The sequence below is a fragment of the Burkholderia sp. WSM2230 genome, assembly GCF_000472445.1.
Lineage (GTDB): Bacteria > Pseudomonadota > Gammaproteobacteria > Burkholderiales > Burkholderiaceae > Paraburkholderia.
Map to the genome: position 1 here is coordinate 84327 of NZ_AXAJ01000017.1, position 13218 is coordinate 97544.

Genomic DNA, 13218 nt, shown 5'->3' on the forward strand with positions numbered 1-13218 from the left:
CTCGCCCCAAAAAGGAATCGAACGATGTCGTCTCCGGCCAACGCAAACGAGCGCCTCGCGAATAACGCATTCGCGCGCTACCCGAGTCTTGTCGAGCGCACCGTGCTGATCACGGGCGGCGCGACCGGCATCGGCGCATCGTTCGTCGAGCACTTCGCGGCGCAAGGCGCGCGTGTCGCGTTCTTCGATATCGACGCGACGGCGGGCGAAGCGCTCGCCGACGAACTCGGCGACTCGAAGCACAAGCCGCTCTTTCTGCCGTGCGATCTGACGGACATCGACGCGCTGCAAAAAGCCATCGCCGATGTCAAAGCCGCGCTCGGCCCAATCCAGGTGCTCGTGAACAACGCCGCGAACGACAAGCGTCACACGATCGGGGAGGTCACGCGCGAGTCTTTCGACGCCGGCATCGCGGTGAACATCCGTCATCAGTTCTTCGCGGCGCAAGCGGTCATGGAGGACATGAAGGCGGCGCGAAGCGGCTCGATCATCAACCTGGGCTCGATCAGCTGGATGCTGAAGAACGGCGGTTATCCGGTGTACGTGATGTCGAAGTCCGCGGTGCAGGGTTTGACGCGCGGTCTCGCACGCGACCTCGGGCACTTCAACATTCGCGTGAATACGCTCGTGCCTGGCTGGGTGATGACCGAGAAGCAGAAGCGTCTGTGGCTCGACGACGCCGGCCGCCGCGCGATCAAGGAAGGGCAGTGCCTCGACGCGGAGCTCGAGCCCGCCGACCTCGCGCGCATGGCGCTCTTCCTCGCCGCCGACGACAGCCGCATGATCACCGCGCAGGACATCGTCGTGGACGGAGGCTGGGCGTGAAGGCGGGCGCGGATGTGAGCGCCGCGGTGCGCACACCGCGCGCTGCATTGCTCGTCGACAGCAAGTGCACGTTGGGCGAAGGCGCGACATGGTGTGCGAAAACTGGCCGCTTCTACTGGACGGATATCGAAGGCGCGCGTTTATGGCGTTACGATCCGCGCGACGGCCGCAGCACTTCATGGAAGATGCCGGAACGGCTCGCCACGTTTGCGCTGTGCGCGGATCCCCATTACCTGTTGCTCGGCCTCGCGTCGCATCTGGCGTTTTTCGATCTTGCGACAGGCGAGACGCTTCATATCGTCGATGTCGAGCCAGCTCTGAACACGCGCGTGAACGACGGCCGCTGCGACCGGCAAGGCCGTTTCGTGTTCGGCACGAAAGATGAAGGCTCGCCGTTGCAGGCTATTGGCGGGTTCTACCGGCTCAATCGCGACCTGACGCTCGAGCGTTTGCCGCTGCCCGCGCCTGTCATTTCGAACAGCATCGCGTTCAGCCCGGACGGCGCGACTATGTACTACTGCGATTCACCGACGCGTGAAATCCGCGCTTGCGACTACCTGGCGGACGGCGGCATCTTCAATGACCGCATCTTCACGCGCCTCACCGACGCGAGCGGCGAGCCCGACGGCTCGACGGTCGATCGCGACGGCGGCTTGTGGAACGCGCAGTGGGGCGGCGGCCGCATCGTGCGCTATGGCGTCGACGGCGTCGAGACCGAGCGCGTGGAGGTGCCCACGGTGCAGCCGAGCTGCGTCGCCTTGGGCGGCGCGCAGCTGGGCACGCTATACATCACGAGCGCGCGCGTCGGTCTTGACGCGGCCGCGCTCGCCGGCGATTCGCGCGCTGGCGGCGTGTTCATCGCGACGCCGGCGCGGCGCGGTTTGGCCGAGCCGGTTTTTCTCGGCGTGCCGACGTAGCGGAATTCGACGCTGCGTCGTTCGCGGACGAGCGATGCAGCGATGCAGAAGCCAGGCGGCAGCGGCGAGTTGCGTGAAAGTGTCGATGTCGCGATACCAAACAGAAAGACCGGCAACAAAAGTCGGCGTCGAGCAGCAACCAGAGTTCGGATCAGAGGCGACCGGTTCGAGAAAATCGCCCGACAGCAATCGCCAGCCATGACGGCAACGTGTCAAGCCTCTCGAAGGAGCCAGATATGAGTGTTGCGAATCCTGTTTCCGCCTTTTCTCCAGGCGCTCAGCCTTCACAAAGCACGCAGAGCCGGCGTTCACGGCTTGCGGCCGCGGCCAACCCGGTGCTGCCGGGGCCGAGCACGTCGGCGGTAGCGGTCGGCGACAGCCCGGCCGGCGATGTCGCGTGTGTCACGCTCGCCAATCCACAGTTGCGCCTTGACGTCGCGCCTACGCTCGGCGGCGGCATCACGCGCTTCGACTGGCGCGACGACGGTGCGCTCACGCCGATTTTCCGGCGCTGCCGCCACGTCGCGGCCGACACGCAACCCAATGAGCTGGCCTGTTATCCGTTGCTGCCTTATTCGAACCGTATCGGTGGCGGTCATTTCAATTTTGCGGGGCGGCGCGTCGACGTGGCGCGCAACCGCGCGGACGAGCCCTTGCCCATTCACGGCGACGGCTGGCAGTGCGCGTGGCAGGTCGCCGACTCGGACCGCGAGTACGTGCGGCTCACGTGCGACCGGCGGGACGGCAAGCCGTATGCGTTTCGCGCGGCGCAGACCTACAGGCTCGACGGCCCGTCGCTTGTCATCACGCTCGAAATCGAGAACACGGGCCGCGACGCGTTGCCTTTTGGGCTTGGCGTGCATCCGTTTTTCGTGCGCGACGCGGACACCGAGCTGTCGGCGGCGGCCGGCGGTTTGTGGCTCGCCGGCGACGACTGGCTGCCGGTCCGTCATGTGCAGGCGCCGCCTGCGTGGCAGTTCGGCGTGGCGTATCCGTTGCCGGAAACCATCGTCAATCATGCGTTCACGGGCTGGAGCGGGCAGGCGGCAGTGGTGTGGCCAAAGCGCCGGCTGTCGCTAAACATTGCCGCCGACACGGATTACTACGTGCTGTACACGCCACCGGGGGAAGATTTCTTCTGTTTCGAGCCCGTCGATCATCCGATAAACGCGATGAATCTGGCGGGCGGCGCGTGCGAAAACGGCATGACGCTGCTCGGGCGCGGCGAGCGGCTGACGCGAACGTTCCGCTTCACCGTCGAGCGCACCGGCTTGCGGTCGATGCCGGGCGCGCGCGGCACACGGCGCCGGCAGTGAGAGCGGGCGCGCGGACGGGCGTGCCGCGCTCATGTGCCCGACGCGCGCTGACCCGCTGACGCGGCGGTGCGCAAACAGGCAAACGCGCAGCCCCACAACCTCAAAGCCGCCTGACGGCCAGCTACGCCGCACAGGTAAAATACGCGCCTCTTCCGATTACCGGCTCGCCGCGAGACTCACCATGTCCAACTTCATCCAGACACTCAACGACGCCTGGCAGCGCACCAACTCGCTGCTGTGTGTCGGCCTCGATCCCGAGCCCAGCAAGTTTCCCGGCGCGTTGGCCGGCCGTCCTGACGCGATCTTCGACTTCTGTCGCGAGATCGTCGATGCGACCGCGCCCTACGCGTCGTCGTTCAAGCCCCAAATCGCCTACTTCGCGGCGCATCGCGCGGAGGACCAGCTGGAGCAGCTGATCGCCCACATTCACGCGCATCATCCGGGCTTGCCGGTGATTCTCGATGCGAAGCGCGGCGACATCGGCAGCACGGCCGAGCAATATGCGCGCGAAGCGTTCGAGCGCTACGAGGCGGACGCGGTGACGGTGAATCCGTACATGGGTTTCGATTCGATCGAGCCGTATCTGCAGCATGAAGGCAAAGGCGTGATCGTGCTGTGCCGCACGTCGAATGCCGGCGGTTCGGACCTGCAATTCCTGGAGACGGGCGGGCGGCCGCTCTATCAGGTCGTCGCGCAACTGGCAGCGCAGAAGTGGAACGCCAGCGGGCAACTGGGTCTCGTGGTCGGCGCGACTTTTCCGAAGGAAATCGAAGTGGTGCGTGGCATTGTCGGCGATATGCCGCTGCTGATTCCCGGCATCGGCGCGCAGGGCGGCGACGTGCAGGCGACCGTCAGCGCGGGCCGCACCGCGACCGGCACCGGCATGCTGATCAACTCGTCGCGCGCGATCATCTATGCGGGCAAGGGCGAGGACTTCGCCGAGGCGGCCGCGAGGGCCGCGATGGAAACGCGCGACCGCATCAACTCGTTTCGCTGATCACGTCAACGGGCGCTCATTGGCACCGGCTTATTGGCGCCCGCTTGTTGATGCGCGCTTATCGGCACCTGCTTTTTAGCATCGGCTTGTTGATACACGCGGGTTGGCACCAGCTCATTGGCACCTGCTTGCCGGTATCGGCGCATTAGCGCCGCTTATCAGCACCCACTTCGCCATCACCCGCCGCCAGGTCGAGCGGCGGCTGGTCCTAGCCGCTCGATAAGCGCGGCATGCTGCGGGTACTGCGTTTTCAACACGTCGACATCCGCGAGTTCGAATTCGCTGAACTCGAAACCGGGCGCGACCGTGCAGCCCACGAATGCGAAGCCCGCCGGGTCCGCGCATTCGGCGGCGAACCACAAGCCGGCCGGCACCACGGCCTGGAACGCCGCGTCGCGGTGAATCAGCGCATTGCCCAGCTTATGTGTGACCAGCGTGCCGCTTGTGTCCAGCACGTGGACGCTCAGCGGCCCGCCAGCGTAAAAATGCCAGACTTCGTCCGACCGGATCCGATGCCAGGCCGAATGTGCGCCGTCGCACAGCAGGTAATAAATCGCAGTAGACGCTGAACGCGTCTGCGCCGACGACATCGGCCCAGCGTGTGTTTCGGCCGCGCTCGTCGGCGCAGCGCCGTCCACGCGGCTTACACGCTGCGCCGACCGATACGTCTCGCTGAAAAAACCACCTTCCGGATGCGGCTTCAGATCGAAGCGGCGGATCAGCTCGTCCCTGGCTGCATGGGAATCCGTCATTCGCTTTCGCTCCGGGCGCCGGTCAATGTTCGCGCTCGTCGAGCAGCGCCAGCACGCCGCGCAGCGCATGCGCCGCGGCCTGCACGCGAATCTGCTCGCGGTCGCCCTTGAAAGTCTTCGTTTCCACCGATGTATGCAGCCGGTTGCTCCAGCCAAACGACACCATGCCGACCGGCTTGGTTTCGGTGCCGCCGCCCGGGCCCGCGACCCCCGTGATCGACAGCGAGACCTGCGCGCGGCTGTTGCGCAGCGCACCTTCGGCCATAGCGCGCGCCACCTGCTCGCTGACTGCGCCGAACTTTTCGATCATGTCCGCAGGCACGCCGATCATTTCGCTCTTCGCCTGATTCGAGTAGGTGACGAAGCCGCGCTCGAACCAGCCGCTGCTGCCGGAGATGTCGGTGATCGCGGTCGCGACCATGCCGCCCGTGCACGACTCGGCCGTGACGAGCATCAGGCGCTCGTCGCGCAGGCGGTTGCTCACGCGAATCGCGAGCTGGTGAACGACGGAATCGGTAGGCATGGCGTCAATCCGGAACGGGGCGCGGCGGTTAAACGGACATGCGCCAGAGCGCAATCACGAGCAGGGTGAAGAATGCGGCGACAAGGTCGTCGAACATGATGCCAAAACCGCCTTTCAGCCGCCGGTCGAAATAGCTGATGGGCGGCGGCTTCACCATGTCGAAGAAGCGGAACAGGATGAACGCCCACAACTGACCGGTCAGCGTGACCGGCGTGACCATCAGCAATACCAGCCAGAATGCGACGATTTCGTCCCAGACAACTGGCGACGGGTCGTCGATACCGAGCCTTTTCGCCGTAAAGCCGCAAATTGCAATGCCGCCGATGAAGCCCGCGCAGATCAGCACGCCCCATTCGATCACGGTCAGATAGCGGCTGAACACGACGAACGAGGCCCACGCGAACAGCGTGCCGATGGTGCCGGGCGCGACCGGCGACAAGCCGCTGCCGAAGCCGAGCGACAGCAAGTGCAGTGGATGCGACAGCATGAAGCGCGCGGTCGCGCGGCGCGGCTGCGGGCGTTGCGGGCGCTGCGGCCGGGGAGGCTCACTGCCGACGAGTTCGTCGGCGGGCCGGAGCGGGGGATCAGTCTGCATGAAAGTGGTCGAAGCCTTGCAACGTCAGGGTGAGCGGCGCACCGGCGGCGTCGCGCCAGTCGATCGCCGGGCGGTCGGCCGCCGTTTGGAGAGCGCTTATTGTACCGATGCGGGTGACCGGCACGCCGGCCTTGTGCCCGGCGTTTTCCACGGCGTCGCGCGCGGCGGGCGGCGCGGTGAAGCACAGTTCGTAGTCGTCGCCGCCTGCGAGCGTGCAGCGCCGCTGCGTGTCGAGCGGCAACTTGCGCAGTGCCGGCGAGCGCGGCACGGCGTCGGCGTTGACGGTGGCGCGCAGCTTCGAGCGGTCGAGGATGTGCTGCAGGTCGCCGGCGAGCCCGTCGGATACGTCCAATGCCGCGCGGGCCACGCCGCGCAGCGCGACGCCGAGCGCGATTCGCGGTTCCGGACGTTCGAGCGCGCGGCTAAAGAAGGCCATATCGACAGCGTCTGCGCTCCATTCGCCGCGCTGGATGCCGAGCCCCGCGCGCGCGTCGCCGAGCGTGCCGGACACCCAGATGTCGTCGCCTGGTCGTGCGGCATCGCGGCGCAGCGCCGCTTGCGGCGGCACACTGCCGAACACGGTGATGCACAGATTGAGCGGCCCGCCGGTGGTGTCGCCGCCGATCAGCGCGCAATCGTGCCGCTGCGCGAGCGCGAAGAGCCCCTCGCTGAAGGCGGCGAGCCAGGCCTCGTCGGCCTGGGGCAGCGAGAAAGCGAGGGTGAACGCCTGCGGTTGCGCACCCATCGCAGCGAGGTCCGACAGATTCACGGCGAGCGCCTTGTGACCGAGCGCCTCGGGATCGATATCCGCGAAGAAATGGCGGCCTTCCACCAGCATGTCCGTCGATATCGCCAGCATTTCGCCCGCGCGCGGCGCAAGCAGCGCGCAGTCGTCGCCGATGCCGAGCGAACCGTCCGCGGCGGCCGGCGGCTGGGCCGCCGCGCGGCGGGCAAAGAAACGTTCGATCAGCGAAAACTCTGAGAGCATTGTCGGGAAAAGTGCAGGTACAGCTACCTTTCGCTATGTTTCAGTCTCGGCAGTTGTACCCGTATTGAAGGAATTGGGCCGGCAATTGGGGCTACAATGCCGTCGAACATCTATTCTAATCCGCACTTCGAAGCCCGCCTTATGTCGACTCCCGTCAATAGCAAACTCCGCGAAGCCGCCCTCGATTACCACGAGTTCCCCACGCCCGGGAAGCTCGCGATCAGTCCGACCAAACAGATGATCAACCAGCGCGACCTCGCGCTGGCCTACTCGCCGGGCGTCGCGTTCGCGTGCGAGGAAATCGTCGAAAACCCGATGAACGCCGCGCGCTTCACGGCGCGCAGCAACCTGGTCGGCGTCGTCACGAACGGCACGGCGGTGCTCGGCCTTGGCAACATCGGGCCGCTCGCGTCCAAGCCGGTCATGGAAGGCAAGGCCGTGCTGTTCAAGAAGTTCGCCGGCATCGACGTGTTCGATATCGAGCTGAACGAGTCCGACCCGCACAAGCTCGTCGACGTGATCGCGGCGCTGGAGCCGACTTTCGGCGGCATCAACCTCGAAGACATCAAGGCGCCTGACTGCTTCATCGTCGAGCGCGAATGCCGCAAGCGCATGAAGATTCCGGTCTTCCACGACGACCAGCACGGTACGGCGATCGTGGTTGCGGCGGCGATCACCAACGGGCTGAAGGTCGTCGGCAAGGACATCAAGGAAGTGAAGCTGGTCGCCTCGGGCGCTGGCGCTGCGGCGCTGGCGTGTCTGGATCTGCTGGTCGATCTCGGCTTGCCGCTCGAGAACATTCTGGTCACGGACCTGGCGGGCGTGGTGTACAAGGGCCGCGTCGAACTGATGGACCCGGACAAGGAGCGCTTCGCGCGCGAAACCGACGCGCGCACGCTGGCGGAGGCGATCGGCGGCGCGGACGTGTTCCTCGGTCTGTCGGCGGGCGGCGTGCTCAAGCAGGACATGGTCAAGCAGATGGCCGACAAGCCGCTGATCCTCGCGCTCGCCAATCCGACGCCGGAAATCCTGCCGGAACTGGCGCTGGAAGTGCGTCCGGACGCCGTGCTGTGCACGGGCCGCACGGACTATCCGAACCAGGTGAACAACGTGCTGGTGTTCCCGTTCCTGTTCCGCGGCGCGCTGGACGCGGGCGCGACCACGGTCACGCGGGAAATGGAAATCGCAGCGGTCAACGCGATCGCGGAACTGGCGCGCCAGGAGCAGAGCGATATCGTTGCGACGGCGTACGGTATTCAGGATCTGTCGTTCGGACCGGAATATCTGATTCCGAAGCCGTTCGACCCGCGTCTGATCGTCAAGGTCGCGCCGGCCGTGGCGAAGGCCGCGATGGATTCCGGCGTCGCCGAGCGTCCGATCGAGGATATGGAAGCGTACGAGCAGCATCTGCAGCAGTTCGTATATCACAGCGGCACGACAATGAAGCCGATCTTCCAGCTTGCACGCAGTGTCGAGCCGGAGAAAAAGCGCATCGTGTTCGCGGAAGGCGAGGAAGAGCGCGTGCTGCGCGCGATGCAGATCATCGTCGACGAAAAGCTGGCGAAGCCGATTCTGATTGGCCGCCCGGCGGTGATCGAGCAGCGCATTGCGCGCTACGGGCTGCGGCTGGTTGCGGGTCAGGACTACACGGTGGTCAACACGGACCACGACGAGCGCTACCGCGACTTCTGGCAGGAATACTACAAGATGATGTCGCGCAAGGGCATCACGCAGCAGATGGCGAAGCTGGAAATGCGCCGGCGCACCACGCTGATCGGCTCGATGCTCGTGAAAAAGGGCGAAGCGGACGGCATGATCTGCGGCATGGTGAGCACCACGCATCGCCATTTGCATTTCATCGATCAGGTAATCGGCAAGCGCGAAGGCTGCGCCGTGTATGCCGCGATGAACGCGCTGGTGCTGCCGAATCGCCAGATTTTCCTGGTGGATACGCACGTGAACGTGGATCCGACGCCGGACCAGTTGGCTGAGATCACGATCATGGCCGCCGAGGAAGTGCGCCGTTTCGGTATCGAGCCGAAAGTCGCGCTGGTGTCGCACTCGAACTTCGGCTCCAGCCATGCGCCGACCGCGCAGAAAATGCGCGATACGCTGGCTATCCTGCGTGAACGCGTGCCGGACTTGCAGGTGGACGGCGAAATGCACGGCGACGTGGCGCTCGACGCCAACCTGCGCCGCGAAATCCTGCCGGACTCGACGCTCGAAGGCGACGCGAACCTGCTGGTGCTGCCGAACATCGACGCGGCCAACATCTCGTACAACCTGCTGAAGACGGCGGCCGGCAACAACATCGCCATTGGCCCGATGCTGTTGGGCGCCGCCCAGCCGGTGCATGTCCTGACGGCGTCTGCGACGGTTCGACGCATCGTCAACATGACGGCGCTGCTGGTGGCGGATGTGATCGCGGCGCGGTGATTGTCGCAGGGCGCCGGCTGATACTGGCCGGCTCGAACGGCTCGAACGGCTCGAACGGCTGGAGCGGCTCGGGCCGCCGGCGCCTCAGCAAGCTTTCCCGGCAGTTCGCCGTGAGAAGCGCCCCACCGAACTCGCCCCACAACCTGCCGGCCAACCGGATGGCCTCGCCCGATAAAAAGAAGGCGTGCCCGCAATGGGCACGCCTTAGGGCGAACAGGGGATAGCCGCCCCAAAACGGCAAACAACAGGCTTCGTCGCAAAATGCCAGCGCCCAGATCTCCGGCGCGAACGCCCGGTGAGCGGTGTATTTTGCTTCGTTGGGCTCATCTTAGCCCGACTCCGTCAAATTTTCTGTCAAAAGTGGTCAAATCGCAGTGGGCGGGGCTTTCGCGCTGAATCGGTCAAGATTGCCGGCCCGGCGAACGTTGATTCCAGGGACCATTAGCGATACCCTTACGACTTTCATGGTCGTCAAACTCTTGATTTAACAGCCGGGAATCTTGTAAATGGCACGCAGGTGGCAGCGCATCAAGGGCGTGCTGATCGGTGCTGTTGCGCTGTGCGCTTTCAGCGGCCCCGTGCCTTACGCGTTCGCGCGCAACTACACGGCACCCGCCGGCACGCATGCTGAGGCAGAAGGCACCGTCACGGTGGCACAACTGCCCCGTGAGGCGGTCAATACATTGAACTTGATTGCCGCGGGCGGGCCTTACCCGTATGAAAAGGACGGCGTCGTGTTCGGCAACCGCGAACGGTTGCTGCCGCCCAACCGGCGCGGCTACTACCACGAATACACCGTTCCCACGCCTCGCTCACGTAATCGCGGGGCGCGTCGCATCGTCTGCGGAGGTCCGCTGAAGCGAACCGACAATTGTTACTACTCGGACGACCACTACACCAGTTTTAATCGTATTGTTGAATGACATCGGGATGAACGGCATGAGCGACAACGTCTACGCGCACGACACCGGAGTCGCGACGGATCTTTTCGCGGCCGGCGAGGGCAACCTGTTCCAGCGCGTCATGCAGATGCGCGCGGGCGAGCAGGGCCGCGAGAACCGGAGCGAGCCTGACAGTGTGGTTTCATCGAACGAGGAGCCCATGAGTCTTTTCAGGACCGTACGACCGAACATCGTACAGTCGATCCGCGCGTTCCGCGTCCAGGACCTCGCGGACGAGGCGAACCACCTCGGGCAGCACTTCCTCTATGCGTACTGCGCGAACGCTCAGTCGAAGCAGGAGGTTCTGGAGACAATCGCCACGTCGTTTCTGTTTCCAAAACATTTCGGCAAGAACTATGACGCCCTCTACGACTGCCTGACCGACCTGGTCCACAAGGCCGGTGCGCAGCCGGGCTTCGTGATCGTGCTGGAGCAATTGCCCGTCGCGCAGAAATTCGACAAGGACGGGCGCGAGACGCTGCTGGACGTATTCCGCGAGGCCGCCGAATTCTGGGCCGAGCGCAAGGTTGCGTTCCGCGTCTTTTATTCGTTCGCCTGAATGCTGCGCTGAACGCATTCGCGGTCCTGGAAGTCCGTTGCAGCCGGGATTGCAGTCAGAATCAGAAAGGCCCGCCAATTCAGTTGGCGGGCCTTTGTCTTTGGCGCAGCAATGGCGGGGCTCTGTCAGCAGCGCCCGTGCCGCGGTTATTTGCTGCTCGTTGCCTTGTGCGCAACGAGACCGCTTCAGCCGATTACCACCCGCCCCACATAGCCGCCAGCGCCGACAGCACCGCGATGCCCGCGGTTTCGGTACGCAGCACACGCGGTCCGAGCCCCACGGCCTGGAAACCGTGATCCATCGCAGCAGCTTCTTCGGCGGCGGAAAAACCGCCTTCCGGCCCGACCAGCACCGTGACAGGCCCCGTCGGCGGGGTCGTGGGCAATGCCGAAAAATGGATGCTGGCGCGCGGCGACAGCAGAATCCGCAGTTCGTCGGCGGCGGGTACGCGCGGCATCGCGCCGAGCCATGTGGCGATTTCGCGCACCGGCATGACCTCGGGCAGACGGTTGCGCCCGCACTGTTCGCACGACGCCCGCACGATGCCTTCCCAATGCGCATGCCGTCGCAGCGCGCGTTCGCCGGCAAGACGCACGACGCTGCGCGTGGTCGTGAGCGGCACGAAGCTCGACGCGCCGAGCTCCACGGCCTTTTCGATCAGCCAGTCCATCTTGTCGCCGCTCGCAATGCCCTGCGCGAGCGTGAGCCGGTACGGCGGCTCGACTTCTATGTCGCGGAACTCGCGGATTTTCACCGTGATGGCACGGCGCTCGATCGTGATGAGTTCGGCGCTGTATTCGCCGCCTTCTCCGTTGAAAAGCACGATGGAGTCGCCCACCTGCAGGCGCAGCACGAGGACGTGCCGTACGACGTCATCGGGAAGTTGCACGACGCCGTCGGGCGAAAGGGGCGTACCGACGAAGAAGCGAGGCATCAGAAAAATACTCATTAGTTCACGAAAGGTGGCGAGCGAGCGCCCAACGGTAGCCGTCCAGATCCTCGACCTGGGCGAAGCGGTCGCCCCAGAACTGGTCCTGCGGCTCGCTCAACGATTTGGCGCCGGCGGCGAGCGCGCGGGCGTAGACCGCGTCGACATCGTCGACGTAGACATAGAACGATTGCGGCGCGATTGCGCCCGCGCTGCGCGGGGTTTTCGCGGTGGATCCGAACGCGCCTTCCGGCGCGAACATCACGATCAGCTGGCCCTGGTAGGTCATCTCGACATGCATGACGACGCCGTCGTCCTGCACGCTGTCCCGCAATTGGAAGCCGAACGCCGCCGTGTAGAACGCGGTCGCGGCACGCGCGTCACGCACCGTCAGATAGGGGGTCAACCAGGGCACACCGGCTGGGCGGGAGGCGGTCATGGAGTTCTCCGGATCTATGGGTTGTTGGACGCGTGCCGTGAAGCTGGCAGCGAGTCCCGTATCGACTATGAGATAGCGCCCACGGGCCAGGCCGTGCATTTTGCCCGTGCGTTAGCTTGTCGGCTTTAAGAATTGACTTAGTTTATCGCGCACCGACGCCGGAACCGTAAAGAGACCGGCGTGTGTCGCCGCGCTGTAGTGCTTCAATGCGTCGATTCGACGAGCGGCCAGGCGCTCGGTCACCACATCGGCCGACAGCGCGGCGGGGTCCAGGCTGTCGCTGGCGGTTGCCATCATCCATAGCGAGCCGTATAGGGGCACGAAGGTATGCATTGTGCGTACGACGGCGAACGCGCTGCGCAAGTCGTCGAGCAGGCCGGCAATGCGCGCGGCATGGAAATACGGCGAGCCGAGGTGGACGGACAACGCGGCGGTGGGGCTCATCACGCGCTTGAGCTGGTCGAAGAAGGCCCTCGTGTACAAGCCGGCCGCCGGCGAGTCGGGCGGCGTCAGGTCGAACACGATCAGATCGAACTGAGCGGACCGCCCTTCGGCAGCGGCAACGTAATGCGCGGCGTCGCCGATCACCAGCTCGACGCGGGCGTCGTCGAAGGCGCCGCCGTGCACTTCGGGCATGTGCTCGCGCGTGACGCGAACCACCTGTTCGTCCAGCTCCGCCACCACGATTCTTTCGATGCCCGGATGCGCAAGCAGTTGCCGCGCGGCGCCGCCGTCGCCGCCGCCCAGCACCAGCGCGGCTTGCGGTGCCGGATGCGCCAGCGCCGCCGGGTGCACCATGCACTCGTGATAGATGAACTCGTCGCCGGCGGAGGTCATCGGACGGCCGTCGAGTGTGAAGAGCCGGCCAAGCTGGAGCGTGTCCCACACCTCGATGCGCTGATAGGGCGAGTCCACGCGCGCAATCAATGAAGCGTGCCGAAATCCGTAGACGGCGTCTGGAGTAGGGTGGAACAGCAAGGGAGCGCTCAAGGGACTTGCCTG

At 65.1% G+C, this 13218-nt stretch carries 14 protein-coding genes; 7 read left to right on the forward strand and 7 right to left on the reverse strand.

Annotated features, from left to right (window positions below; all coding sequences use genetic code 11):
• Positions 1 to 24: 24 nt before the first annotated feature.
• The 4 genes from A3AC_RS0125325 (at position 25) to pyrF (ending at position 4055) form a co-directional block, all read left to right on the forward strand.
• Positions 25 to 825 (forward strand): SDR family NAD(P)-dependent oxidoreductase, encoded by an 801-nt coding sequence (locus tag A3AC_RS0125325; RefSeq protein WP_025602244.1) that lies wholly within the window; start codon positions 25 to 27, stop codon positions 823 to 825.
• Positions 822 to 1742, forward strand: coding sequence for an SMP-30/gluconolactonase/LRE family protein (locus A3AC_RS0125330; protein WP_025602245.1), 921 nt, complete (start codon positions 822 to 824; stop codon positions 1740 to 1742). Before A3AC_RS0125325 ends, A3AC_RS0125330 begins: the two co-directional genes overlap by 4 nt.
• A 236-nt stretch (positions 1743 to 1978) precedes the next feature.
• Positions 1979 to 3058, forward strand: coding sequence for an aldose 1-epimerase (locus A3AC_RS0125335; RefSeq protein WP_025602246.1), 1080 nt, complete (start codon positions 1979 to 1981; stop codon positions 3056 to 3058).
• 181 nt (positions 3059 to 3239) lie between these two features.
• Positions 3240 to 4055 (forward strand): orotidine-5'-phosphate decarboxylase, encoded by an 816-nt coding sequence (pyrF, locus tag A3AC_RS0125340; RefSeq protein WP_025602247.1) that lies wholly within the window; start codon positions 3240 to 3242, stop codon positions 4053 to 4055.
• 176 nt (positions 4056 to 4231) lie between these two features.
• On the opposite strand, the gene A3AC_RS0125345 is transcribed toward pyrF, so the two are convergent.
• The 4 genes from A3AC_RS0125345 to thiL are packed head-to-tail and all read right to left on the reverse strand — an operon-like array spanning position 4232 to position 6913.
• On the reverse strand, positions 4232 to 4807 hold the full coding sequence (locus A3AC_RS0125345) for a cupin domain-containing protein (RefSeq protein WP_025602248.1): 576 nt from the start codon (positions 4805 to 4807) through the stop codon (positions 4232 to 4234).
• Between the two features lie 22 nt (positions 4808 to 4829).
• Entirely contained in the window at positions 4830 to 5330 is a 501-nt protein-coding gene (locus A3AC_RS0125350) for a CinA family protein (RefSeq protein WP_025602249.1), read from the reverse strand.
• Positions 5331 to 5358: 28 nt separating this feature from the next.
• Complete coding sequence (locus A3AC_RS0125355) at positions 5359 to 5925, reverse strand: phosphatidylglycerophosphatase A family protein (RefSeq protein WP_025602250.1); 567 nt, start codon at positions 5923 to 5925, stop codon at positions 5359 to 5361.
• Positions 5915 to 6913: a thiamine-phosphate kinase gene (gene thiL / locus A3AC_RS0125360; protein WP_025602251.1), complete on the reverse strand. Its 999-nt coding sequence runs from the start codon at positions 6911 to 6913 to the stop codon at positions 5915 to 5917. The genes A3AC_RS0125355 and thiL overlap by 11 nt, the downstream gene beginning before the upstream one ends.
• Positions 6914 to 7009: 96 nt before the next feature.
• On the opposite strand from thiL, the gene A3AC_RS0125365 reads away from it, so the two are divergent.
• From A3AC_RS0125365 to A3AC_RS0125375, 3 genes are all read left to right on the forward strand, one after another.
• Positions 7010 to 9349 carry an NADP-dependent malic enzyme gene (locus tag A3AC_RS0125365; RefSeq protein ID WP_025602252.1) on the forward strand — a complete coding sequence of 780 codons (2340 nt, stop codon included), beginning with the start codon at positions 7010 to 7012 and terminating at the stop codon, positions 9347 to 9349.
• A gap of 506 nt (positions 9350 to 9855) precedes the next feature.
• On the forward strand, positions 9856 to 10272 hold the full coding sequence (locus A3AC_RS0125370) for a ribonuclease (protein ID WP_025602253.1): 417 nt from the start codon (positions 9856 to 9858) through the stop codon (positions 10270 to 10272).
• 7 nt (positions 10273 to 10279) lie between these two features.
• Complete coding sequence (locus A3AC_RS0125375; RefSeq protein ID WP_025602254.1) at positions 10280 to 10849, forward strand: barstar family protein; 570 nt, start codon at positions 10280 to 10282, stop codon at positions 10847 to 10849.
• A 193-nt stretch (positions 10850 to 11042) separates the two neighbouring features.
• Here A3AC_RS0125375 and A3AC_RS0125380 read toward each other — a convergent pair whose 3' ends face one another.
• The 3 genes from A3AC_RS0125380 to speE all read right to left on the reverse strand — a co-directional run bounded on the left by A3AC_RS0125380 (position 11043) and on the right by speE (position 13206).
• On the reverse strand, positions 11043 to 11783 hold the full coding sequence (locus A3AC_RS0125380) for a 16S rRNA (uracil(1498)-N(3))-methyltransferase (RefSeq protein WP_025602255.1): 741 nt from the start codon (positions 11781 to 11783) through the stop codon (positions 11043 to 11045).
• A 19-nt stretch (positions 11784 to 11802) separates the two neighbouring features.
• Positions 11803 to 12216: a VOC family protein gene (locus A3AC_RS0125385; RefSeq protein WP_025602256.1), complete on the reverse strand. Its 414-nt coding sequence runs from the start codon at positions 12214 to 12216 to the stop codon at positions 11803 to 11805.
• A 111-nt stretch (positions 12217 to 12327) separates the two neighbouring features.
• A complete protein-coding gene (gene speE, locus A3AC_RS0125390; protein WP_025602257.1) occupies positions 12328 to 13206 on the reverse strand; it encodes a polyamine aminopropyltransferase in 879 nt (292 codons plus the stop codon).
• Between the last annotated feature and the right edge of the window lie 12 nt (positions 13207 to 13218).

Coding starts and splice junctions, on each gene's coding strand:
- A3AC_RS0125355 (WP_025602250.1), bottom strand. CDS start 5,925: ATGCAGACTGATCCCCCGCTCCGGCCCGCCGACGAACTCGTCGGCAGT.
- A3AC_RS0125345 (WP_025602248.1), bottom strand. CDS start 4,807: ATGACGGATTCCCATGCAGCCAGGGACGAGCTGATCCGCCGCTTCGAT.
- pyrF (WP_025602247.1), top strand. CDS start 3,240: ATGTCCAACTTCATCCAGACACTCAACGACGCCTGGCAGCGCACCAAC.
- A3AC_RS0125385 (WP_025602256.1), bottom strand. CDS start 12,216: ATGACCGCCTCCCGCCCAGCCGGTGTGCCCTGGTTGACCCCCTATCTG.
- A3AC_RS0125335 (WP_025602246.1), top strand. CDS start 1,979: ATGAGTGTTGCGAATCCTGTTTCCGCCTTTTCTCCAGGCGCTCAGCCT.
- A3AC_RS0125350 (WP_025602249.1), bottom strand. CDS start 5,330: ATGCCTACCGATTCCGTCGTTCACCAGCTCGCGATTCGCGTGAGCAAC.
- A3AC_RS0125370 (WP_025602253.1), top strand. CDS start 9,856: ATGGCACGCAGGTGGCAGCGCATCAAGGGCGTGCTGATCGGTGCTGTT.
- A3AC_RS0125365 (WP_025602252.1), top strand. CDS start 7,010: ATGCCGTCGAACATCTATTCTAATCCGCACTTCGAAGCCCGCCTTATG.
- A3AC_RS0125380 (WP_025602255.1), bottom strand. CDS start 11,783: ATGCCTCGCTTCTTCGTCGGTACGCCCCTTTCGCCCGACGGCGTCGTG.
- thiL (WP_025602251.1), bottom strand. CDS start 6,913: ATGCTCTCAGAGTTTTCGCTGATCGAACGTTTCTTTGCCCGCCGCGCG.
- A3AC_RS0125375 (WP_025602254.1), top strand. CDS start 10,280: ATGAACGGCATGAGCGACAACGTCTACGCGCACGACACCGGAGTCGCG.
- A3AC_RS0125325 (WP_025602244.1), top strand. CDS start 25: ATGTCGTCTCCGGCCAACGCAAACGAGCGCCTCGCGAATAACGCATTC.